The organism is Lactiplantibacillus sp. YT640, assembly GCF_049745435.1.
GTDB classification, from domain to species: domain Bacteria; phylum Bacillota; class Bacilli; order Lactobacillales; family Lactobacillaceae; genus Lactiplantibacillus; species Lactiplantibacillus plantarum.
The window spans coordinates 45,317-68,372 of the sequence record NZ_JBMNVY010000014.1; the positions used below are offsets into that span (position 1 = coordinate 45,317).

Genomic DNA, 23,056 nt, shown 5'->3' on the forward strand with positions numbered 1-23,056 from the left:
TCTGTATCATTATTTGCGGTATAACTAAAGCCAACCCTGGCCGAAACCAATCATTAAGCTGGAATAGTTATTATGGTACATTGTAAATATACATAACTAACTCGCTAACAACAATCAAGCAGTCTTACAAATTTTATGTTACCTAATCATTATTTTTTTCATCATCGATTAGGAACCCCTTGATTAAGCGTCCAAGTGACCGTCGCCTGATACGTATCCGTCAAGGCACGATCGGTTGGCACTTGTAACGATAGTGCCCCAAGTGCCGTTTTCTGACCGAGGATATTGACGCCTTGGTTCGAAACAGTTTGATGGTTATTGACGATCAACCGTGCCACACCTGGCGTAAGAATTGACTCGCCACCCGTTTGTTGATCCTTATAACTGAGCACAGCCGCTAATGGTCGTGCCGACTGCTTACTAGTGAAGCCTGATGCTGAGAGCGTTGCATTGAGCGACCACGTTGAACCTATTGACCGGCCATCTTGAATAACTAGCCCAGTATCATAGGAGGCACCGTAATTTTCTGATTTACCAGTAATCGGATTCTGACCAAAATTAATGGTCTGCGGTGCTGAGACAAACATTGTCCTCCAGGATTGTACATTAACGTAATCGTTTCATCTTTGACGGTAAAGTTTCCTTGAACCCCATCTGGTTGATCTGGCACGTACCCTTGAATCTCAATTGGTTTAATATGATAGGCATCACCAGTTGCACCACTGATTTTCGTGTCGGGTGCCAAGGACTTGCCAGCAGCGTCCACATACTTCACTGTAATCGTGTTGCCAGTGGCCCATTCGAATTCTCCAACAATGGTTTTGCCATCGTATTTAGTCATCAAATCAGCTGACGTATAAACTTTTTTATTATTTAAACTACGCCATTTCCCAATATAAGGTGCCTCACTACTAGGATTTGGCAAGTGCCAACTTTCACTCTTAAAAAAGTTAAAACTGGGGCCCAACAATAGACGTTTAGGCGGCAACTTCGAACTGAAAGCGTTGGTATAAGTTTGCGCACTGTTGGTATTCCAGCCAGTCAAATCTAATTTGTCTAGACTGGTATTTTGGAAAACTGATTCAAAGTTAGTCACTTTGGTCGTATTCCAAGCACCTAGACTCAAGGTTTGTAAACCCGAATCTTCCGCAAATAGCTGTGAAAAATCCGTGGCTGAACTTGTATTCCAGTTTTCAATGGGCAGACTAGTTAACTGGAGGTTGCCGTAAAATACTTGTCCCATGTCAACGACCTTCGCCGTATTCCACTTACCAACTGGCAAATTCTTAACTTGGCTAACTTTGGTAAAGATGCCCCTCATTGTCGTCACATTACCAGTCTGCCAATTATCTACTGATAATGCCGTGACACTACTCATTTCAGAAAAAGTCCCCGCCATATTTTGTACATTCTTCGTATTCCACTTACTAATCGGGAGACTCTTTAACTGACTAACTCTAGAAAAAGTTCCGGCCATATTCGTGACAGTACCAGTCTGCCAATTATCTACTGGTAACGAGGTGAGACTAGTCATGCCCTCAAAAGTATAACCAAGATTGGTGGCACTCTGGGTGTTCCAATTCGCAACCGGTGCAGTTGTTAAACTGGCACAGCCACTGAAGGTTGAATTAAAATCAAAGACTTTGCCGACATTCCAGTTGTCAATCGGCAGCTGGGTCAAGTTAGTATCGCCATAAAATGTGCTCCGTATCGTTTGAACGTTACTTGTATTCCAGTTGTCGAGTGGCAGGGACTTGATATTAGGAAGCTTAGCAAAAGTCCCATCCAACGCAGTGGCCCGACTCGTATCCCAATTAGCGACGTTAATACTTTCCAAGCTAGTATCACCTGAAAAGACTAACTGCATATTAACCACGCGTCCCGTTTGCCACTTATCAATGGGTAAACTCTTAACCTTCGACATTCCTCTAAAAATCGCGGACATGTTCGTTACGACACGGGTGTCCCAATTAGCGATGTCTAATGACGTCAGCGAAGAACAATCCGTAAATGTTCGCATCATCGTCGCCACTTTACTGGTATTCCACTTGCCAACTGGTAACGACGTTAATGAACTGTCACCATTGAAAGTGTCAATTAGATACTGTAATGAATCCGTGTTCCAATTGGCAACATTCAACGTAACTAACTTGGCACAATTTTGAAACGTTCCCTCCATTCTGATGACGCTGCTGACATCCCAACTATTCAAGTCCAACGCGCCTAACTGTGAACAGTTCAAAAATAGCCACGAGATATCCGTTACGCCAGTTAAATTAAGGTTGGCTAGCCCATCAATCGCCGTAACATTAGGTAAGTTAGCAAACAGATATGAATAATTAGTCATAGCAGTTGCCGTTATCTTACCGTCGATGACGATCTTTGAAACTTGGGTCGGTTGATAGCCGTTAGCCGTCAAGGTTTTTACAATCCAACTCCCCGTGGCTGACCCTAGCGATGCACCAAATGACCCACCACTCAAATGCAATGTGCCATTAGTATCTAAGGTCATTTTAACCGTCCCATTGACCATTTCTGCCGCTTTGGTCGTCGCCGTTTCTGATGTTTGATTATTTTTAGCGTTTTCCAGTATTGTACTGCCACTGCTATTGCCACTGCTATTGCCACTGCTATTGCCACTGCTATTGCCACTGCTATTGCCACTACTGATACCACTGCTGATACCACTGCTACTGGTACTACTGCCTGATGTTAAATCCGACTGCTTGTCAGGTCCCGAACTTTCCTGGGCCTCAGGTGACACTTGTGGTGCCGAGTTGTTTGCCTCATCTTGCAACGTCAATTTCGAAGCAGAAAAAACACTGCTAGTCGATGGCATTTTTTGATCAACACTCAATTGTGCGCGGGGAACCGCCCGAATAACTGTCCGTGATCCACGATATCCAACCACAACTAGCGCTAGTGCCAGTCCCAGGCCGCCCCGATACCATAATTGCCGGTGTTGCATGCCTATCGCTCCCTTCACATAGATAGTATTTTAACATCTCTTGACGTTAATTATCTTACATTATTTTCAGTTTGTGACGTTCAGAAAAAGACTTACAATTTTACAGATATCCGAATATTAAATTTTTATCACCGTGATATTATTTGTGTTAATAACCGTAATTAAATGATAAGTATCAGCTAACGAACACCCATTTTCATTTACTTGTTTATTCAGTATTCTTCATGGATACAACTGCACGATGGTCATTTTTGAAGTGACTCACGACCAAGTCATTTTTCGAGCGAACTAGATGACTTACCAACGCTGTAGTGCCTTTTCCATCATGGTCACTATGAACAGCCCAAATTGGCCAATTTATATGCGCTCACCTAACCTGCTAATGACGATAAGCTATCTGCGTTTTTTCAATTATTTTAATATTCACTAGGCCACGTTCAATCTAATTGATCAGCAAGCAACAAAAAAACAATTCCCCAAAATACCGAGGAATTGTTCGTACTTAAGATATTTAACGACCCGTCACTTCTTGGTAAACGTCCAAACAGCTGCTGGGGCATTGCCAACCTTAACTTTAACGATCTGATTTTTAGCATTAACGACCGTAAACTTATTAGTTGCTGTATAGCGTAAATATAGGGTCTTAGTAGTCGAGCCTGACTTATAGCTGACTTTCCAGAACGTTGGCGTCTTGGCAGTCATGCTATAACTCGCATACGAGACCAGCTTTTTAACTTGTTTGCCATTCTTATAAAGCGTCTGATTAAATCCATTCTTAGCGCTAAACGTTAAGATTTGGGAGTACTTGTTAGTCGTATTCGACTTCCAAGTACCCGCTGGCGCGTTGACTTTAAACGATTTAGTCGTCTTCTTGGATGACGAAGTGGCCGCCGTCGATTTAGTTGCCACTTTCTTAGTCGTGGTTGTCTTGTTAGTCGTCTTCTTAGTTGAAGAGGCAGTAGTTTTGGCAGTCTGAACACGGATGACGCGGTAGAAATAAGCCTTAGTCGTTGGATTCGTGGCGTACACATAAACATTGCTTTGCGCCTTCAATGTCTTGGCTAATTTAACCGTGTACTTTCCCGTCGTTTTAGAGGCCGTTGCAGTTCCAAGATTTTTCTTGGCGTTGGCCGTACTTTTTACGGTGATCTTAGCGCCCTTGGTTGCCGTACCTGTAATTTGCGTCGTATTATTGTGAATTGCATTGACCTTCAAACTTGGTGCGACATTCTTCGTAGCCGTTGTCTTCTTAGTCGCCGCATTCGCTGTAATCCCTGTAACGGGTACCGCTGCTCCCAGCGTTGCCACCATGGCTAAACCAGTTACAGCAATCATCAATTTCTTCATTGATCAAGACTCCTTCGTTCCACTGGCTAACTTGTCAGCGATTTATTTACGCCTCGTAGTATAGCAGTTTTTCTATCGGACAACCGCTCCTTATTAATAATTTAATAATCTTTATGCTTTAATTACAACTGAATCTTATCGAACTGATTTTAAATGCGTTATCACATCCGTTAACGACGGTACAATCGCAGTCGCCTGATCAGCATAGGGCTGGTTAGGCCGTTTCATATCCGGCACACAAATTACCGGAATCTTCGCGGACGTCGCCGCTTGAATGCCAGCTTCACTGTCTTCCAGAACCAAACAATCTGCAGGTTGTTGTTGGAGTTTGGCGCATGCCATCAAAAATATATCTGGATATGGCTTACCACGATCGACATCCGGTCCGAAGGTAAACTGGTCGAAATATTGCGCCACATCATGGGACGTCAAAATGTCTAATGCCCGCGACTTGATACTAGATGAAGCTAAGGCCACTGAATAATGATTCCGGTGTAAAAACTGTAACAACACCCGTGCTCCCGGTTTGAGCTCAACGCCATCCTGCATAAACGTCTTTTCCAACGTTAACGCCCGCTTTAATCCAGTATCAACATTAAACGGCAAGTCAAAACGTTCAATCAAGTGTTGCATATTCGTCACCGCCGACTTACCACTGTATTCCTGTGCATAAGTCGCCATGGAAAGCGTCTGCCCATAATCCTGTACGATTCGTTGATACATCTTTAATGAAATAACCTCGCTATCAATCAATAATCCATCTAAATCAAAAATAACTGCCTTCGTCATACTCACCAACTCCAGTCTATTTATCGTCAATAATCTAAGCTTATCATAACCATTTAAAAATGTAAGCGGAGTCATTACTACTAATATTAAGTTTCAAAACTAAATCTGGTTAGTACAGAATTTGTGCGAATTTCTATATATTTAGTAAGCATAGTAAAATACCCCCGCAGTTCTTTAGTAACAACCCAGTGAGTTTCGCAGATGAACTCCTAGCCAAATCCCTACACAATAGCTAGTAGCAATAAGTTAACTCCACTGATTTGTTGTTTATTTAGTCGTCAACCGACCCAACATTAACTCCCCCTAATCAAAAATGGTGCGCCAGAATATTTTCATTCTTGACGCACCATTTTTAATTTAAACTCATTGTCTATAAATCGTCTCGATGTAACAAGGCAATCTCTTCACCCGCAGCTCGGCGGCGATCAATATTATCCTCACCCCACACGCACAGCTCATGTAAGACAACGGACAGGGTATCCCACTTTAAAGTCGGTACTTGTCTAAAATTCACTTGCTAGTATAATCATTATTTATCAACTTAGCAATAGCAGGAGGCTTATCTTATGACAAAACAGTTTAATCCCAGTTGGACACTTTTTGCACTCGCAATCAGTGCCTTCGCCATTGGGTCAACGGAATTTATTAGTGTTGGTTTAATGCCACTACTCGTTAGCAACTTTCACATCAACTTGGCGCAAGCTGGGCTGACCGTCTCGATCTATGCCATTGGTATCATGATTGGCGCGCCCGTCATGACATTACTCACCGGTCGGCTTAACCGTCACCGCTTGATGATGTTAATTATGATTTTATTTATTATTGGTAACTTACTCGCAGCAAGTGCCCCAACCTTTGGTGTCTTACTTGCAGGCCGGGTCGTGGCCGCTTTGGCTCACGGTATTTTTATGACCGTCGCCTCAGTAATTGCCGCTGACGTGGTCGCACCTGCCAAACGGGCCTCGGCGATTGCCATCATGTTTACAGGACTGACTGTCGCAACGGTTACTGGTGTTCCGTTGGGAACGATGATTGGTCAATTAGGCGGTTGGCGCTGGTCCTTTATCTTTATTAGCATGATTGGTGTCATTGGTTTGTTAGCTGATTACTGGTTAATTCCACGTAATCTGCCGTTACCCAGTAAAGCCACGGTCCGGGGGATTATCCGCGTACTCACTAATCCACAACTACTGTTCGCCTTACTCGTCACGGCGCTGGGATACGGTGGTACCTTCGTAGTTTACACCTACCTATCACCACTACTAGAACAGCAGATGCATTGGTCAGCGAGCGCTGTCGTTTTGATTCTAGTCGTTTACGGCTTAATGGTCGCCCTTGGTAATACACTGGGTGGTCGTTGGGCCAATGCACGGCCCTTAATTGCACTATTCAAGATGTTCAGTGGGTTACTCATCACCTTACTCATTCTAAGTGTCACCGGGTACAGTCACTGGTTAGGACTATTGACCGTCCTACTGATGGGAATCTTTGCCTTCATGAACGTCCCTGGGCTCCAACTCTATATTGTTCAGTTAGCTGAACAGAATACACCACACGATATTACGATGGCCTCAGCGTTAAATATTTCCGCTTTTAACGTCGGTATCGCACTCGGCTCCGGTATTGGTGGTCAAGTCACGACCAACCTTGGCTTAGGCTGGACACCGATCTTTGGTGCCATCATGGTTGCTGTTAGCTTAGTCCTATTGTTAGGTCTAATTTGGTTAGCGCGGCCCGCAAAAAGCACCGACCGGCATTGCGTTCAAAATTAATAACTAAATGACCCGTAGTCGTCTTAAACGGTCATCGAAAACACTAAGCTTAGCGGCTTAACAATGACCACCAATTCGGTTGTCCTATCGCTAGGCTGAGTGTTTTTCTTTATGTCACTATCTTTTAAATCCACTTAACCGTCACTAGTTCAGGAACCTCATTAATAGGCGACTCAGAGTGCTAGCAATGAATCGTCCCGATTTTCACCGGCGGCCTTCCTACTTTTAGTTGGAATTTATTGTTTATTTTCAGTGTTATTTGAAGACCAATTATTGTCATTTTAGGCTGTGTTAATTGACTTAAAGCCCGAATATGCCCGCTTTACACTATCGCGACCCCGATTTGTTCGTAAAACCGACTTACCCAGCATTCGACTGGGTTGCATTTTCACTTTCAGAAAGCTATAACGGTAATATACGATTGGTTTCCACTTTTACTGAGAAGGTCTTGATTGAATGGTCAGTATTGACTATTACCACTAACTATCAAGTCAGAGCCAGACAGAACCAACCAACTATGGGGGCGCAACATGCAACGCAAATCAACATTAATTTTATTAACTAGCATCACTTTAGTTATCGGCTTACTGGCGGTCGGCACTGTCAAAGTTGTTGGTGATGCCCACAGACCTAGCCAATCAACGGTAACCACAAAAAAAGTCGTGTCAAAAACGAAAGCCAAAACCACGGCTAAATCAACGGTCATGCGCACACCAATCAACTGGCGTCAATCATCCGAAACAGTCGCGTATCCCAATGTCAACCGCTATCCGGACTTATGGATTCACGTATCGTTGGCTAAACAACGGCTATACTTGATGAACCATCACCACGTTCTCTATACAATGTATGCATCCAGTGGCGTGCCAACTGCTGACCGCAAAACACCCCGTGGCACCTATCATGTGCAAGCCGAACGGGGAAAATATTTTTATAGCGCTAGTGTTGATGAAGGTGCCTATTACTGGGTCTCATGGCTCAACCATGGTGAATATTTGTTCCACTCCACACCTGTAGATGCCCAAGGTCACTTTATCAAATCAGACGCTGCTGATCTTGGCAAGCGACCGTCTTCACACGGTTGCATTCATCTGAGCGTTGCAGATTCCAAGTGGGTCTATAACAACATCAAGTATGGCACTAAAGTCGTCATCGACTAACGAAACAACTACAAAACCACCAAAATAAATCATCCAGCAACCTATTTGTATTAAGACAATCAGGTCGCTGGATGATTTTTATTCTCATTGGCACGTTGAACGAGTTCTTATTTAGCTTTAATATGAACAGCTTAACCGATTTCGACTTGCTCAGCAAGATGATTGGCCGTTACACTATCCATTAACATATCAGCTTCCACGTATAACTTATGCCACATCATGAAGGTCAGCACGGTCCACAATTGACGCGAATTATCACGAACACCCGCTCGATGGTCATCCAATAGTTTTAAGAAATATGTCTTGTCAAAATACTGATCGGTTTGCGACGTCACAATAATATTTTTAGCCCAATCGTACATCTCATCTTTGAGCCACAACCGAATCGGTACTGGGAAACCAAGCTTTTTGCGATATAACACGTGCGCGGGTACAATATCTTCAACCGCTTTTCGTAAAATGTACTTCGTCGTACCGTGGCTAATTCGCAAGTTGGCTGGAATTTCCGCTGCCAGATTGAACACGTCCCGGTCAACAAAGGGTGTCCGCAATTCAAGGCTGTGGGCTAACGCCGTCCGGTCCGCATTATGCAACAAATCCCCATTTAACCACGTGTGCATATCGATAAATTGCATCTTAGAGATTAAATCATAGTGCTTGGCTTCATCGTAAAAGACCCGGGTTGTCTGTTGAAACGAATGGTCACGATTGTAGTGCTTCATGAACTGTTGCTTCTCAGTTTCATTGAAGATAAACGCATTGCCAACGTACCGCTTCTCTAACGGGGTCGTCCCCCGCATAAGCAACGAACGACCCCGCATTCCTGCTGGCATCATCGCGGCTATCCGTTGAAGGGCCCCATTGATTGGCTTCGTATACCGAAAGGCTTTCAAGGATTCGGGCTCATGATAAATCGTATACCCGCCAAAAAGTTCATCAGCCCCTTCACCGGTGAGACAAACTTTAACGTGTTTGACGGCTTCCTTAGTCAAGAAATACTGCGGGACAGCAGCCGGATCAGCTAACGGATCATCCATGCTCCAGACAAAATGTGGAAAGGCTGCCATGAATGCTTCCGGCGTGATGGTCATTTGGACGTTATCGACATTCAACTTAGCAGCCGTTTCCTGTGCGACGTCTAATTCACTATAGCCAGGTCGTTCAAAGCCCACTGAGATTGTCTTGAGATTTGGATTGAACTGCTTGGCAATCGCCACCACAATTGACGAATCAATCCCGCCCGATAAGAACGCCCCAACTGGGACATCGGAACGCATATGGATCTTAACCGAATCAATCAACGTCCCCTTAAGCCGTGTCGCGTAGTCCTGTTCAGAACGGACGACTGGATGAAACTCCCGATGATAATAACGCTTGATTTGCGGCGCGTGTCCCAACTGTTTTGTTAATGAACAGCCCGGCGCCAGCATCTTGATTTCCTTTGTCAGGGTCTCAGTTTCCGGCACATATTGGAACGTCAAATAATCTTGTAACGCCTCTTGATCAAAATGCTTATCTTTTAAAATCTTATAAATCGCCTTACTCTCAGACGCATAGTAAAAATCATCCCCGGCAATCGCATAATAAAACGGTTTGATTCCAAATTGGTCACGCGCCGCGAATAACGTTTTTTCCTGCTTATCCCAGATCACAAAGGCAAACATTCCCCGCAGATAGGTCGTCAACTTGGCCTGGTATTTTGCGTACATCCCTAAGATCACTTCCGAATCGGAATCCGTCTTAAACGTGTAGCCTTCTTGAATTAACTGTTCACGTAGCTCAACATAGTTATAAATCTCACCGTTAAACGTTAGCCAATAACGTTCATTATCATATGACAGCGGTTGATGACCACCTGCCAAATCAATAATACTTAATCGGCGAAACCCCATCGTGATATTATCATCCGCAAAGTACCCCTCATCATCCGGACCCCGATGCACAATCATTTTAGTCATTTCCCGCACAACCTGATCATACGCGGCATTATCAACTTTTCGCCGATCCGTTAAGCACCCAACCAATCCACACATTCTATTCACTCCCACACTTAAGTTATTACGACTAATCACCAATATTATCGTTAGTGACCAATCACAAGTCACGCTCAAATCACAGACAACCCATGTCCAGTACGACGATTTGACCTGCGAAATAATGGCAAGCCAACCTTGATCATAATTAACAGCCGTACTTGTGGCGAACATAACCCACTTGATTCAAACTGGTTGCCTCTAATTATAATTTAGTGTAGCCCGGCGCAACGGCCGTTTTAAGACAGGCGGACTAACCATTACACTACATTAAGACCTTATTTGGCCCATTGAAGATAAGTTCAAAATAAACGCAAGCGAATTGATTGGAACGGCCCAGCTCAGGTTCATAATTCAATACACCTGAATAAAGCGTAAAAAAATAACCGTTTCAGGGAAATCAAATTGCTGAAACGATTATTTTACCAGTCAGCAAACCGAATCTTGCAATCTGCAATTTTACTGCCGTCAATATAAATCGACTAAGATTTCAATCAGCGATTGCTTTTGCCAATCTGCCGTACTAAGTAGCGACTGGCCGCTGCGGAGCACAGGACAGTTTCACCGTTAGCCATCGTTAGTCGACGATACCGTTTATCCAATGACCGAATGCGGGTCAGATTAACGACATATGACTTATGACAACGATAAAAATCAGAATTCAAATCCGGCACATCCTTTAATAAACCGTAATATTCAAGTTCACCATCATCTAAATGAACGATAATCTTATGTGGACTCATTGAACTTTCAAAAAATAACACGTGTTGCACGTCCAACGATCGAATCGTCTCGCCAATTTTGATCTGGATATAACTATTTTGATCATTGTCTTCAGCTTTGAAACGCTCCTGTGCCACGCGTAAGACGGTATTTAATCGCTCGTATAAGCGATCCGGAAAATCCTTCAAGATAAAATCCAGGGCTTCCACTTGATACTGAAACACCGTCAATGATAGCTCCGTATGCGTCGTCACAAAGATAATCTTACTTCGGATGCCTAAATCACGAATTTGACTGGCAAGCTGAATGCCATTAATATCCGAATTCAACGCAATATCTAAAAGAAAGACGGCTTGAGTTGGTTGCTGACTTTTGACATGCGCTAATATTTCATGCAGATCGGCACTCGTTAGGCCAAATCCCATATCCAATTGACGCTCAATAATCACTTTACTGACCAGTTGCTGCAAGGTTTGTAACTGTTTAGTATCATCTTCACAAATATATACTTTGATCATTTTATCATTCCCGCTTTACCGTTAAACGCTGAACAAAGGCTGAGGCCAATAACCGCGTTTCCAATATCATATTTTCATTTCGATTAACAATTGCGCTGAGCTGACTCAAGCCTAAGCCCCGCTCTTGTCCCTTAGTCGAATACCCCGCTTCCTTTAGCTGCCATAAAGGTGGCAAGGAATCAAAAACGTTATTTTGAACTAAGAACACCGTACTGTGGGCCGTAACAAAAATGGCGCTCATCAGCTCACCATGATAGTGACCGGCCGTGGCTTCAATCGCGTTATCTAAAATAATACCTAGCGCAATTGCCAAGTCTAATTCATTCGTCGTTACCCCATTAAGCACTTGCTTCAAGTCAAATTGAACTTTAACTCCCTGTGATTGCGCATAGCTGAGTTTGCTAAATAGAATACTCTTGACCGATTTGACCTGAACACGACTTAAATCTTCGAGATTATACTGCTCATCCGAAACGCGCTTGGTCACTGGGGCAATATTTTGTTGATAATATTGCTGTAAGCCTGCCAAATCATCCGTTTTCAAATACTCATTAATCGACAACATTATATTCTGATAATCATGACGAAACCGGCGCAATTCATTATAATGCGTTTCGATTTCATGCATGTACCGTGTATCATTTTTGATTTGCAGGCGTTGTTGTTGAACCTGGTACTTGGCCCGAATCGTAACCCGATACTCATCATAGATGGCAATCGCGAGCCCCATAACGACCAACAACACAACTAAGTTACTGACGACCATTCTCAATTCACTGTCGAGTCCCTCGCTGACAATAATGTATAAATAGATGGCGAGTAGCAGCAAGGCCGTAACCCGGTTCAGTCTGGGACGATTGAACGTCGTCTGGATATGCGTATTCATTAAAATCAGATTCAATGTGATTAAACCAACCAGCTGTAATCCCATAAAAATCAAAAGATACCCGTCATCTAATTTCAACATATACGTTAAAAGTGAACTGATATGATCGACGACAATTGACCAGATAATCACCTGTAGGCTAACAAATAATGACTCACTGAAGCTATGTGTATGCCACCAAGTAAACAGCACCACCAGTCCCAATAATGGCAATGCTGCATATTGCCCGATTACTGAAAAAATCCAGCCGCTCACTAGGCTACTGACCACCGCATAACTGATATCCCAAATACTAAGTACCCGCCAATCACGCAAAAGCACCTTAACAAACAAGAATAGGAACAGCGTTTGCACAAAAATAATCTTCATCAGCTACCCCACAACTCCAGCCTACTCATCATTAACGCCACTATTTTGCCGGCACACCTATTTTGATTATGACTAATCAATACAACCGGTTCCTTCGTTTCACTGAATCGTTTTGCCCACTGTACCATCAAAGTCCCCCTTACATATTGGTTGCTCAAACTGGTACCTACAGTTTAAAACACTCACCGACACTTGAAAAGAATACACAATGAACCGAATTATTCAACCAGCCTTTAAGATACTAAACCGTCATTTCAAGACGACTAGTCGCTACATGAACGCAAAAAAAGACGCGACCTAATTGATATCCACTCGTGCCTATCAATTAAGTCGCGTCTTTTGTCATTAAACCTCCTAATCTTGTTTCATCGCGTCCCAAATCATTTGGAAAATATCATCAAATGTATATTGGTCCTGAGCATACCGTTCCTTACTGATATTCGTCGTATGCGTATGAATAGTTGAAAACACGACCCCCATATGCAAACTAACCGGTAACTGCTTAATCACCTTAGCATCGATAGCCGCCGTTAATAAGTTAGCGATAATATTATTCGGATCGGCATCCGCCGCCGAAATCGTCATCCCCTGTCCATTCAATGCCTTGATCTGTTGAATGATCGTCAAGCTATCTGGATTGGCTAACGAATAGTCATACACCTGCTGTACATATAATCGAATCCGAGTCGTCACATCGATTGTTGAAGCACTTAATCGGTCTAAGTCGGTAGTACTAAGAATTCGGTTCGTCTCACGCGCATAGACACTATCGATCAGAGCCTGTTTATTCTTAAAGTAGAGATAAACATTGGATTGTGCAATGCCGACGCGCTTAGCCACCTTAGTCGTTGAAACCCCGGCTGGACCCTCAGCGAGAATGATTGCCGCAACCGCATCTTGAATCTTAACTTGTTTGTTCATATCTTTTTTCTTCATGTCTTCAGTATAAAAGATAAAAATATCTTTTTCAAGCTTGACAAAGATAGATTTATCTTTTAAACTAGCAATCGTTGAAAGATAAATCTATCTTTTAAAAATAAAAATCAAATTTTAAAGAGGTTCTATAATTATGAAAATTGCAATGTTAGGTTCATTAGGAAATATTAATCGGATCGTTGTTCCTAAGCTCGTCCAAGCCGGTCATGACGTCACCGTTATCTCAACTAGTCCTAAGCGCCAAGCTTCAATTGAAGCTGTCGGCGCCCATGCCGCTATCGGTACAATGACTGATGTTGATTTCTTATCCACCACTTTTACTGGCAAAGATGTGGTTTACCTCATGCTTTCTGGTGGTATCGGTGATGATCCCTTCGAAGGGGCCGTGGCTCAGGCTAAAATTTGGAAACAGGCAATTGAAAATGCCGGCGTCACCAACGTCGTCAACCTCAGTAGCATCGGCGCAGATGCCGATGAAGTGGCTGGCTCGCTGCATGCTTACAACTTAATTGAACATGAATTACGACAACTTGACGGGGTTAACCTGGCTTTTGTCCGTCCAACCGGATTTTATGCTAACTTGTTCGGTAACTTAGCAACAATCAAGGCTGAACATAAAATTTATTCCAGCACGCCTGCTGCTTCAGCACAAAAATACGTTGCGCCCGAGGACATTGCCAGTGTCGTTTATCCCCTAATTGATCACACGCCAGCCGGTATCACCGTCAAGTATGCCTTCAGTGATACGTTCACCGGTGACCAATTCGTTGCTGATCTGCGCGACGCCTTAAACATGCCCGATCTACAATGGGTACAAATCTCAGATGAACAATATCAAGCTAACTTGACGAACCACGGTGTTCCCGTTAAAATTGCCGCTTCATTAGTCCAAACTAGTCGTTATCAGCGCGAACCTGAAGGACTTTATGCAGACCTAAATGCTTCTGACACTAGCGCTGGTCAAGTCAAATTAGCTGACTTTGTCCGTACTTTTGTGGTAGCGTACAATAGTGAAGACGGTTACCAGTCCCATACAATCGCAGATTAACCGTTTACAACACCTGAACATTTATAGGAGGAGTTTACTATGGCTTATCAAACAATTAATCCATATACCAATGAAGTTGTTAAAACTTACGACAACGCAACCACTGACCAAATCGAACAGGCCTTAACTACCGGCGACGCCCTTTATCACCAATGGCGTCATGAACCCGTTAGTTCCCGTGCAGCCAGCCTCCATAAGATTGCCGCACTGTTACGTGAACATAAAGATGAATTAGCTAAAATTGCAACAATCGACATGGGTAAATTACTGAGTGAATCTCAAGGTGAAGTCGAACTATGCGCCATGATTGCTGATTACTATGCTGATCACGGTGCTGAATTATTGGCACCGACCCCAATCAGCACTCAAGCAACGGGCGATGCCGAAATTGAAAAACAAGCAACCGGTGTCCTGATGTTGGTCGAACCTTGGAACTTCCCATACTACCAAATCATGCGGGTCTTCGCACCGAACTACATGGTCGGTAATCCAATGATTTTAAAGCACGCCTCTAATACACCGGGATCGGCTGCGGCCTTCGCCAAGATTGTCGAAGAAGCTGGTGCTCCCGCTGGTAGTCTAACAAACCTCTTCTTAAACTATGATCAAGTTAACGATATTATTGCCGACCCCCGCATCCAGGGCGTCGCACTGACTGGTTCTAAGCGTGGTGGACAAGCGGTTGCCAAAGCGGCCGGTGCAAACTTGAAGAAGAGTTCTATGGAATTAGGTGGTTCGGACGCTTTCGTCGTCTTAGCGGATGCTGATATTGACGAAGCAGTCAACTTAGCATGGCGGGTCCGGTTATACAACGCTGGGCAAGTCTGCACCTCATCAAAACGCTTTATTGTCGCTGCGGATGTGTACGATGATTTCTTAGCAAAGTTGAAGGAACGTTTTGCCAAATTAGTCCCTGGCGATCCTATGGACCCACAAACTACCCTGGCACCGATGAATTCCAAACGCGCTAAGGAAAAGCTACAAGACCAAGTTGACCGGGCCATTGCCGGTGGTGCAACCGTTGCTTATGGCAACGAACCAATCGACTTACCTGGCCAATTCTTCCAACCAACCATCTTAACGGACATCGATCAAGACAACCCCCTCTTTTACGAAGAAATGTTCGGTCCAGTTGCCCAAGTCTTCAAAGTTGATTCTGAACAAGCAGCTATCGATTTAGCCAACAACTCTGAACTGGGCTTAGGTGGCATCGTCTTCGCCGGAACTGCGGCGCATGGCAAAGCGGTTGCCCAACAAATTGAAACTGGGATGGTCTTCGTTAACACCTTCCTCAGTTCCTTACCAGAACTACCATTTGGTGGCGTCAAGGGCTCCGGCTACGGTCGCGAGTTAAGCAGCCTGGGCTTAATGGCCTTTGTTAACGAAAAACTGGTTGTCACTGCTCAGAAACCTGACTACGACAACGGTGCTGGCGGCTTAGTTGTTTTATAAACATTAGCCCCTCACTACAACACCGATTACACGTGCTTGAATACGAAGCATGTTTCAAACTTTTAGTGTCAAAAGCTACCAGCTTAGGCCCACTGAAAGAAGTTCGAATCAGTATAAACTTTTTGTCAAGTGCGTCTATGCCGACTTTTGTCAAAATAAGATGAACAGGCCACTAACTCAATCACACAACAAAACAGGCTTTGAAATCGCGTCGCTTGACGTGATCTCAAAGCCTGTTTTGTTATTGCACTAGTAATTGGTAACTAATTGTTAGCCAATCTTAGCAACGTAATGGTAAGCACCAGAGTTAGATAAGTACTTCAGCCATTGATAGCCATCCGCAGAAACCGTTCCAATATAATAAACGGATTCGCCCGCGGAGTATTGGCCAACAACTGAGGCATTTAGACTAGCAGCGGTCCGAATATTCGTTGTGGTCTTAAACGTGTACGTACCAGCAGCCGCCGTCGTCTTACTTGCTGAAGATGACGTGGTCGTTGCGGCACCGCCACTGACCTTAACGTAGTGTTGCGCACCACTGTAACTCGTGTAACGTAACCAAGTTTGACCGTTAGTCGTTACTTTGGCGTTGTAGTTGACCGTATTGCCTTTGTAGTAAGTCCCAACAGTTGAAGCGGCATCACTTGCTGAAGACTTGATGGCAGTCGTCTTAGCAAACTTGTAAGTCCCGGTTTGCGCAACTGTCTTAGCACTAGCCGTAGCCGTTGACTTGCTTGACGTCGTCGTTGTTGTGGTTGCACCACTAATCTTAACGTAGTGTTGCGCACCACTGTAACTCAGGTAACGAAGCCAAGTTTGGCCGTTCTTAGTGACTTTGGCGTTGTAATAAACCGTATCACCCTTGTAGTAAGTCCCTAAAGTCTTGGCTGAATCATTAACTGAACCCTTGATGGCCGTGGTGCCAGTAAACTTGTAAGTCCCAGTTTCAGCCTTAGTGACCGTCTTGCTAGAACTAGTGGCTGGCTTGGTGGTAGTCGTTGACGTAGCTGCACCACTGATCTTAACGTAGTGTTGCGCACCACTGTAACTCAGGTAACGGAGCCAAGTTTCACCATTCTTAGTAACCTTGGCATTGTAATAAACCGTGTCACCTTTGTAGTAAGTCCCTAAAGTCTTAGCTGAGTCACTAACTGAACCCTTGATAGCTGTCGTTTTAGTAAACTTGTAAGTGCCAGTTTCATTCTTGGTAACCGTCTTGCTAGTGCTTGCGGCTGGCTTAGTCGTGGTCGTTTTAGCTGCGGCAATCTTAACAAAATATTCGCTACCACTGTAACTTAAGTAACGTAACCAAGTTTCACCATTAGTTGTAATTTCAGCATTATAGTAAACGCGGTTACCCTTGCTATAAGTTCCAACTGTTTTAGCACTGTCACTGGCAGCGCTCTTGATGGCTGTGTTCTTGGTAAAGGTATACCAACCAGAGGCCTTCTTAGTCGTTGAACTAGTTGACGTATTGGTCGTAGCACTAGTGTCAGTCGTTACTTCACTAGTCGTCGTATCATTGCTACTAGTTGTCGTTACGAATGTATTGGTCCCGGCACTATCTTCAGTTAAACCATTGTAATCGATGCTGACATCAATGTAACCGGTATAATCTGAACCAGATGGTAAGAGTGCCGTATCGGAGAATTGCCATGCACCATCATTGGTGTTCCAAAGGTTATTAGCAGAAGGCGTGTATGGGTATTGGGCCCGCCATACACGTGATTGACCAACTGTCTTAACAACAGCATCCCGATATAAGTATGAGTTGGACGTATAAACGCCGTGATTCTTGTAACCAAAGGAATCTAACGTTGACCAGAACGCGTTCAAGTTCGCCGTTGCGTTAACTGAGTATGAAGATGAATCTTCCATGTCAGCGAACAAGAGAACTTTGGTTGAAACATTGTTCTTAACTAAGAAACCAGCCATGTTAGTCGCTTCAGATTTAGCTGCATCAGCCGTGCTAAACGTTGCATAGTGGTAGAAATCAACGTTCAAGCCAGCTTTGTTAGCCATCTTTGCTTAGTTCAGTGCAGCTGGGTTCGTGTAATCAGTGCCTTCAGTCGACTTAACGATGACCGTCTTAACACCCGCAGCCTTTAACTTATTGAAATCAGATTGCGTCATGGTACTTTGATATGACGCCACGTCAACAACATCAACGCGTGGCCGAGTCGTATCCCCAATCGTCCAGACATCCGTTGAAGACGTCGTTGCCGCGGTATAAGCAACGGCAGCAACTTTAGCTGTGGCTTTAGTAGCGGTCGTCGCCGCACTACTTACCGTACTTGAAGCGGCCTTAACAGCCTTGACCGTTGCAGTACTTGAAGCAGCACTGGCAGCAGTACTGCTTGCGGTATGACTTACTTGAGTAGTGGTTGCCGTACTAGAAGCGACACTGGTTGCTTGGCTTGTAGCCGTTGCAGAAGTACTAGTGGCTGCACTCGAAGCCGTCTTAGTTGCTTGACTAGTCGAGCTAGATGCTGTACTGGTCGATTGGCTAGTGGCCGCACTCGACGATGCCGTCGCTGCTTGACTGGTCGTCTTAGTTGTTGCCGCACTCGTTACTTGAGTCGCAGCACTTGACGAAACTGAGGTCGCTTTAGTCGTCGCATCGCTAGCAGCAGAGCTCGTTGCAACACTTGCACTAGAGGCCGTGCTTGCAGCTGAAGACGATGTTGTCGTTGCATTTGTAGCATCAGCGTGCACGTTTGTATTGTTAAGAACGGAACCTCCTAAAAATGAGAAGAAAGTTAATCCAGCAACCAGCCAAAGTTTCCCCGACTTATAAAGCTTGAATCTTTCCGACTGACTTGCATCAATTGGATTTTGTGATTTAAAATTCATGTGAACACCCTTTTTTAATTTACTTAAAGCAGTTTAATTATAAGCGGTTGATTGCCCCGCTCGCAAGGGGATTTAGTATAATAATTGTACTTTTCGATAAATATTTTTGATACCAACGATATACCCGGTTAATATTTCACGCAAATAGCGGTTCACCTTAATTATAATTAGTTGTGAGTGACCACTTAGTTCACCAACAATTGCTAATTTGCTATGATAATATGGAAATCTGATTATAAAAATGAAGCCGTTCCATAATTACGCTTAGGCGGAGGTCATATAATTAATGAAGACTTATCAATTTGACGCACCGATTCAAGCCGCAACAATTGGCAAAGGTGGGGCTTACGTGGCCTGTCCCTTCGATATTCGCGACCTTTTCGGTAAGGGGCGCGTCAAAGTCCATGCCACTTTCGATGAGGTCCCTTACAACGGTTCTATCGTTAATATGGGTGTTAAAAACCTTGATGGTAGTATTTGTTATATCTTAGGTATTCGTAAGGATATTCGTGCAAAACTCCACAAAAGCATTGGCGATGTCGTCGCTGTCACCGTAACGGCAATCGATTAATTCAAATCATCGATTCCGCGTTGTACTCGTCTATGATAACGACCCACCCCCATCCCGGCGGCAATAGTTGGTTCATCTTATAAAACAGCCCGTATAGCTGGCTGTCAGCTTTCAAACAGCACGAGTTAATTGAATAACAAATAATCGCTTCAAGAATGTCATTAGAAATTCTTGAAGCGATTATTTAGTAATGGTCATCAAAACAGCGCCGCTAGTTGCTTTTGACTGACAACGTACTTTTCCCATGGCGCCGTACAAAGCCCACGCTCCCGTTTAGACTAGCCTATTCGTCACACAGTGAACGTTCAATCAAAGCTGGATCAACATGTTGATCACCCCAGGTACAAATCGCATCTAGGATGGGAATCAAGCTCTGCCCCTTAGCGGTCAACCGGTATTCGACATGCGGCTGAGCGGTCTTAAAATCATGCCGTTCGATCAACTCATCTTGTTCCAATTCCTTCAATTGACTCGCCAGTGTTTTATGCGATACCGCTTGAATATGGTGTTGCAAGTCAGCAAAACGGCTGACTTTAACCTCGGCCAGTTCAAACAAAATCATGATTTTCCACTTACCACGAATCAACTGCATCGTGGCATCAAATTCATTTCGGTAGCGTGGTTGCGCAGTTACCCGTTCTTTTAACATTATTAACTCCCTGCTCTCAATTGGTGGTTACCTAAAAGTGCGTACTTGTCGCGTTTAATCTAGCCAAGTATACTGTAAATCGTTGAAAATTCAAACGAAAACCATTATCCAAAATTACGGAGGAATTACAAAATGAAACCATTAGTCGTCATTACTGGAGCCAGTTCTGGCTTTGGTGCCGAGATTGCCAAGTTATTCGCCGCTGACAACTACCCACTGTTACTATTAGGGCGTCGCCAAGCAAAGTTAGCCGCCTTATCTGCGAACTTTGAAAATGCCATGATCGACACAGTCGATGTGACCAACTATCACCAATTCGAAACTGCCGTTCGCAAGGCCGAAGCCAAGTATGGCAAGACCGACTTACTAGTTAATAATGCGGGATTAATGTTACTAGGAAATGTTCAAAATCAGGACCCACAAGAGTGGCAAACCATGCTTAATACGAACGTGATGGGTGTTTTAAACGGCACTCAAATTGTCCTAAATGACATGCGTGACCGGGAACATGGAACGATTCTCAATATGTCATCGTTAGCTGGCAAGAAAACGTTCGTCAATCACGCCGCTTACGTTGCATCCAAGTTTGGCGTCCACGGGCTATCCGAGACACTCCGTGAAGAAAATGCGCCGAAGAACGTGCGCGTCATGCTGGTAGCCCCCGGTGCAGCCGAAACTGAGCTGTTAACCCACGTTACTAGCAAGTCGGCACTGTCCGATTACGAAGCATGGAAAGCTTCCATGGGTGGCCTGACTTTGGACCCCAAGCACGTAGCTGCCACGGTCAAGTTCATGTATGACATGCCGCAAAATGTCAATATCCGTGAAGTTGACATTGCTGCCACGGCCCAAGATGCTTAATCTCAGCTCATTTGATTAAAAAAGCCACCTAACCGCACCGAGCTCTGCCGGTGCATGGCTAGGTGGCTTTTACAATTGCTCATAAGTACCCAATCAACACGCTAAAATCGGCGTTTCGACCTCCTCACACCGCTAATTTAGGATCATTCTTCCACTGCTCATTTTTGAGCCTGAGTCAGCGCCTGCATCGTTGCCGTCTGCAAAGTTGCTAGTATTTCATGAATCGTTGTTAAGGACTCCAACTGTCCGCCAAGTAGCCATTCGCGCCAAATTGCGTATACCCCGGCACTCATGAATCTTGTCCAATACTTAAGCTGCACCGCCGTGAGCATTCCATTAGTCATCGTTGCTTGGTAATAATTAGTCATATTAGCGTTAAAAAGTTGTTGAATAATATTTTCAAAACCACGTTGCTCAGCCAGTCGTAACGTCGGCGCAAAATCACTGAAAAATTGACCCATCGCTAATAACTTCTGATTGGCCGGTACATGCTGCAAGACGTCCTGAAACCGCGCTGCAATCGCCGGGGCGAAATACGTGCTCAAAAGATCTTCGAGTGTCGTAAAGTTACGGTAAAAGGCCATCCGGCTGACCCCAGCTCGTTTGACAACTTGCGTCACCGTAATCGTATCTAAATCATGAGTCCTTAATAATTGTAATAAGGCCGTGGTTAAATAAGTTTGTGAATCCTTTTTGATTGCTTGCGCGTGATTGGTCGCTGCCATAACAATTCCTCCATTCTGTCACAGATGCTCGTGATTACCTTGTATTCGTCGTGACCCCATTGTAAGATACTGGCACAGACGTTACAAGTGTAACAGCAATTCATAAATTCATTTGGAGGTAGTCCCATGCAAAAACAATTAGTCGTCGTCACTGGTGGTAGCGGTTTTATCGCCATTCATATCATTCGTCAATTATTACAACAAGGCTACGCCGTCCGCACAACGGTCCGCTCATTAGCCAAAGCACCCGTTATTAAAGAAATGCTGACCAATGGTGGTATCACCGACTTATCAGCTCTCGAAATTGTTGTGGCCGACCTGGCGCATGATGAACACTGGTCGGAAGCGATGGCCGGAGCCACTTATGCGATCGACGTCGCTTCCCCAACCCCAAAGCTCAACTTCAAAAACAAAGCTGAAATGATCCGACCAGCCGTTGACGGTGTTCGGCGGGTTCTAACTGCTAGTCGTGATGCGGGCGTTAAACGAGTCGTGTTAACGTCTGCGTACGGGGCCATCTTTGCTGGTCACAAAAATCGTACGACCCCCTACACTGAAGCTGACTGGTCTGATCTCAACTGGAAAGCGATCCATCCTTATCAAGAATCCAAGACACGTGCTGAATTAGCAGCTTGGGACTTTATTAACCATGAGGGCCGCGGGTTAGAATTAACAACGGTCAATCCCGTTGCCGTCATGGGTCCGGTGTTGTCCGCCAAATATTCACATTCCAATATTCAAATCCAACAATTCTTAGAAGGCCAAGTTAAAGCCGTTCCAAACGTTGATTCCGGTTATGTTGATGTTCGTGACGTGGCTAGTCTGCACTTGCTTGCCATGACCGCACCGCAAGCTAACGGCGAACGTTTTCTAGCCACAACGGGTGAGACGCTATCCATGCTTGACGTTGCAAATGTCTTAAGACAGGCCTTTCCAGCTTTTGCCAGTCAGCTACCAACCAAAACCATCCCCAATGCAGCAGTTAAGCTAGCCGCTAAGGCCCGACCAGAATTGCGAATGGTCGCCTCACTAGTTGGCACCTACGCAGAAACGAGCAATCATAAAGCCCAAACATTGTTGGATTGGCATCCCCGTCCCGCTGCGGAATCGATTATTGCAACCGCCCAATCTATGATTGACCTAGGAATCGTCACCAAACCATAAGCATACTCCTACTAACACCAACTAAATACTAACCGGCAACGCCCGCAAGATTGGACTCAGTATTCAACCTTGCGGGCGTTGTCGTTCGTTATCATTGCGATACTAGCCTAAACCAGATATGAGCCTACTTTTTAATTTCATCTTTATATGGCAAATTCTATAATTAATCCGAACAGAAATTAAAAAGCCCAAAGCAATCACTTACAATGGTAGTAGCTAATTCCAACCAAAT

Annotated in this window: 15 protein-coding genes and 3 pseudogenes; 7 read left to right on the forward strand and 11 right to left on the reverse strand. The window is 44.3% G+C overall.

Annotated features, from left to right (window positions below; genetic code table 11):
• Positions 1-161: 161 nt before the first annotated feature.
• The 4 genes and pseudogenes from ACOV1R_RS09945 to ACOV1R_RS09960 form a co-directional block, all read right to left on the reverse strand.
• Positions 162-2,968, reverse strand: a pseudogene (locus ACOV1R_RS09945) (BspA family leucine-rich repeat surface protein).
• A gap of 522 nt (positions 2,969-3,490) precedes the next feature.
• Entirely contained in the window at positions 3,491-4,315 is an 825-nt protein-coding gene (locus tag ACOV1R_RS09950; protein WP_217203299.1) for an Ig-like domain-containing protein, read from the reverse strand.
• Between the two features lie 135 nt (positions 4,316-4,450).
• Complete coding sequence (locus ACOV1R_RS09955) at positions 4,451-5,104, reverse strand: HAD family hydrolase (protein ID WP_003643386.1); 654 nt, start codon at positions 5,102-5,104, stop codon at positions 4,451-4,453.
• A 370-nt stretch (positions 5,105-5,474) separates the two neighbouring features.
• Positions 5,475-5,582 (reverse strand): annotated as a pseudogene (locus ACOV1R_RS09960) (winged helix-turn-helix transcriptional regulator); the annotation flags it as partial.
• Positions 5,583-5,670: 88 nt separating this feature from the next.
• Here ACOV1R_RS09960 and ACOV1R_RS09965 point away from each other — a divergent pair.
• On the forward strand, positions 5,671-6,876 hold the full coding sequence (locus tag ACOV1R_RS09965) for an MFS transporter (protein WP_003642330.1): 1,206 nt from the start codon (positions 5,671-5,673) through the stop codon (positions 6,874-6,876).
• A 530-nt stretch (positions 6,877-7,406) separates the two neighbouring features.
• The gene (locus ACOV1R_RS09970) at positions 7,407-8,036 is read left to right on the forward strand and encodes a L,D-transpeptidase (RefSeq protein WP_003642331.1); all 630 of its coding nucleotides are present in this window, start codon (positions 7,407-7,409) and stop codon (positions 8,034-8,036) included.
• Positions 8,037-8,167: 131 nt separating this feature from the next.
• Here the strand turns inward: ACOV1R_RS09970 and asnB are convergent, their stop codons facing one another.
• The 4 genes from asnB to ACOV1R_RS09990 all read right to left on the reverse strand — a co-directional run bounded on the left by asnB (position 8,168) and on the right by ACOV1R_RS09990 (position 13,501).
• Positions 8,168-10,069 carry an asparagine synthase (glutamine-hydrolyzing) gene (gene asnB / locus ACOV1R_RS09975; protein WP_027822474.1) on the reverse strand — a complete coding sequence of 634 codons (1,902 nt, stop codon included), beginning with the start codon at positions 10,067-10,069 and terminating at the stop codon, positions 8,168-8,170.
• A gap of 494 nt (positions 10,070-10,563) precedes the next feature.
• Positions 10,564-11,310 (reverse strand): LytR/AlgR family response regulator transcription factor, encoded by a 747-nt coding sequence (locus ACOV1R_RS09980; protein ID WP_021356990.1) that lies wholly within the window; start codon positions 11,308-11,310, stop codon positions 10,564-10,566.
• Positions 11,311-11,314: 4 nt separating this feature from the next.
• Positions 11,315-12,565 carry a GHKL domain-containing protein gene (locus ACOV1R_RS09985; RefSeq protein ID WP_003642334.1) on the reverse strand — a complete coding sequence of 417 codons (1,251 nt, stop codon included), beginning with the start codon at positions 12,563-12,565 and terminating at the stop codon, positions 11,315-11,317.
• A gap of 354 nt (positions 12,566-12,919) precedes the next feature.
• The gene (locus ACOV1R_RS09990; RefSeq protein ID WP_031263450.1) at positions 12,920-13,501 is read right to left on the reverse strand and encodes a TetR/AcrR family transcriptional regulator; all 582 of its coding nucleotides are present in this window, start codon (positions 13,499-13,501) and stop codon (positions 12,920-12,922) included.
• Positions 13,502-13,634: 133 nt separating this feature from the next.
• On the opposite strand from ACOV1R_RS09990, the gene ACOV1R_RS09995 reads away from it, so the two are divergent.
• Together ACOV1R_RS09995 and ACOV1R_RS10000 are read left to right on the forward strand one after the other, a co-directional pair.
• Entirely contained in the window at positions 13,635-14,549 is a 915-nt protein-coding gene (locus tag ACOV1R_RS09995; protein WP_217203298.1) for an NAD(P)H-binding protein, read from the forward strand.
• A 39-nt stretch (positions 14,550-14,588) separates the two neighbouring features.
• Positions 14,589-16,001 carry an NAD-dependent succinate-semialdehyde dehydrogenase gene (locus ACOV1R_RS10000; protein ID WP_015380934.1) on the forward strand — a complete coding sequence of 471 codons (1,413 nt, stop codon included), beginning with the start codon at positions 14,589-14,591 and terminating at the stop codon, positions 15,999-16,001.
• Positions 16,002-16,271: 270 nt separating this feature from the next.
• On the opposite strand, the pseudogene ACOV1R_RS10005 reads toward ACOV1R_RS10000, so the two are convergent.
• Positions 16,272-18,854 (reverse strand): annotated as a pseudogene (locus tag ACOV1R_RS10005) (SH3 domain-containing protein).
• A 286-nt stretch (positions 18,855-19,140) separates the two neighbouring features.
• Here ACOV1R_RS10005 and ACOV1R_RS10010 point away from each other — a divergent pair.
• Complete coding sequence (locus ACOV1R_RS10010) at positions 19,141-19,425, forward strand: DUF1905 domain-containing protein (RefSeq protein WP_003642340.1); 285 nt, start codon at positions 19,141-19,143, stop codon at positions 19,423-19,425.
• 283 nt (positions 19,426-19,708) lie between these two features.
• Here the strand turns inward: ACOV1R_RS10010 and ACOV1R_RS10015 are convergent, their stop codons facing one another.
• Complete coding sequence (locus tag ACOV1R_RS10015; protein ID WP_011102039.1) at positions 19,709-20,074, reverse strand: winged helix-turn-helix transcriptional regulator; 366 nt, start codon at positions 20,072-20,074, stop codon at positions 19,709-19,711.
• Positions 20,075-20,206: 132 nt separating this feature from the next.
• Between ACOV1R_RS10015 and ACOV1R_RS10020 the strand changes: the two genes are divergently transcribed.
• Complete coding sequence (locus tag ACOV1R_RS10020; protein WP_003642342.1) at positions 20,207-20,935, forward strand: SDR family oxidoreductase; 729 nt, start codon at positions 20,207-20,209, stop codon at positions 20,933-20,935.
• Positions 20,936-21,093: 158 nt separating this feature from the next.
• Here the strand turns inward: ACOV1R_RS10020 and ACOV1R_RS10025 are convergent, their stop codons facing one another.
• Positions 21,094-21,660, reverse strand: coding sequence for a TetR/AcrR family transcriptional regulator (locus ACOV1R_RS10025; protein ID WP_021357329.1), 567 nt, complete (start codon positions 21,658-21,660; stop codon positions 21,094-21,096).
• A gap of 126 nt (positions 21,661-21,786) precedes the next feature.
• On the opposite strand from ACOV1R_RS10025, the gene ACOV1R_RS10030 reads away from it, so the two are divergent.
• Complete coding sequence (locus ACOV1R_RS10030; protein ID WP_003642344.1) at positions 21,787-22,824, forward strand: SDR family oxidoreductase; 1,038 nt, start codon at positions 21,787-21,789, stop codon at positions 22,822-22,824.
• Positions 22,825-23,056: the final 232 nt, after the last annotated feature.

Excerpts from the sequence above, each read along its gene's own strand:
- ACOV1R_RS09965 (WP_003642330.1), top strand. The coding sequence starts at position 5,671 with ATGACAAAACAGTTTAATCCCAGTTGGACACTTTTTGCACTCGCAATC.
- ACOV1R_RS09980 (WP_021356990.1), bottom strand. The coding sequence starts at position 11,310 with ATGATCAAAGTATATATTTGTGAAGATGATACTAAACAGTTACAAACC.
- asnB (WP_027822474.1), bottom strand. The coding sequence starts at position 10,069 with ATGTGTGGATTGGTTGGGTGCTTAACGGATCGGCGAAAAGTTGATAAT.
- ACOV1R_RS09955 (WP_003643386.1), bottom strand. The coding sequence starts at position 5,104 with ATGACGAAGGCAGTTATTTTTGATTTAGATGGATTATTGATTGATAGC.
- ACOV1R_RS10010 (WP_003642340.1), top strand. The coding sequence starts at position 19,141 with ATGAAGACTTATCAATTTGACGCACCGATTCAAGCCGCAACAATTGGC.
- ACOV1R_RS10020 (WP_003642342.1), top strand. The coding sequence starts at position 20,207 with ATGAAACCATTAGTCGTCATTACTGGAGCCAGTTCTGGCTTTGGTGCC.
- ACOV1R_RS10000 (WP_015380934.1), top strand. The coding sequence starts at position 14,589 with ATGGCTTATCAAACAATTAATCCATATACCAATGAAGTTGTTAAAACT.
- ACOV1R_RS09995 (WP_217203298.1), top strand. The coding sequence starts at position 13,635 with ATGAAAATTGCAATGTTAGGTTCATTAGGAAATATTAATCGGATCGTT.
- ACOV1R_RS09950 (WP_217203299.1), bottom strand. The coding sequence starts at position 4,315 with ATGAAGAAATTGATGATTGCTGTAACTGGTTTAGCCATGGTGGCAACG.
- ACOV1R_RS09990 (WP_031263450.1), bottom strand. The coding sequence starts at position 13,501 with ATGAAGAAAAAAGATATGAACAAACAAGTTAAGATTCAAGATGCGGTT.
- ACOV1R_RS09970 (WP_003642331.1), top strand. The coding sequence starts at position 7,407 with ATGCAACGCAAATCAACATTAATTTTATTAACTAGCATCACTTTAGTT.
- ACOV1R_RS10030 (WP_003642344.1), top strand. The coding sequence starts at position 21,787 with ATGCAAAAACAATTAGTCGTCGTCACTGGTGGTAGCGGTTTTATCGCC.
- ACOV1R_RS10015 (WP_011102039.1), bottom strand. The coding sequence starts at position 20,074 with ATGTTAAAAGAACGGGTAACTGCGCAACCACGCTACCGAAATGAATTT.
- ACOV1R_RS09985 (WP_003642334.1), bottom strand. The coding sequence starts at position 12,565 with ATGAAGATTATTTTTGTGCAAACGCTGTTCCTATTCTTGTTTGTTAAG.
- ACOV1R_RS10025 (WP_021357329.1), bottom strand. The coding sequence starts at position 21,660 with ATGGCAGCGACCAATCACGCGCAAGCAATCAAAAAGGATTCACAAACT.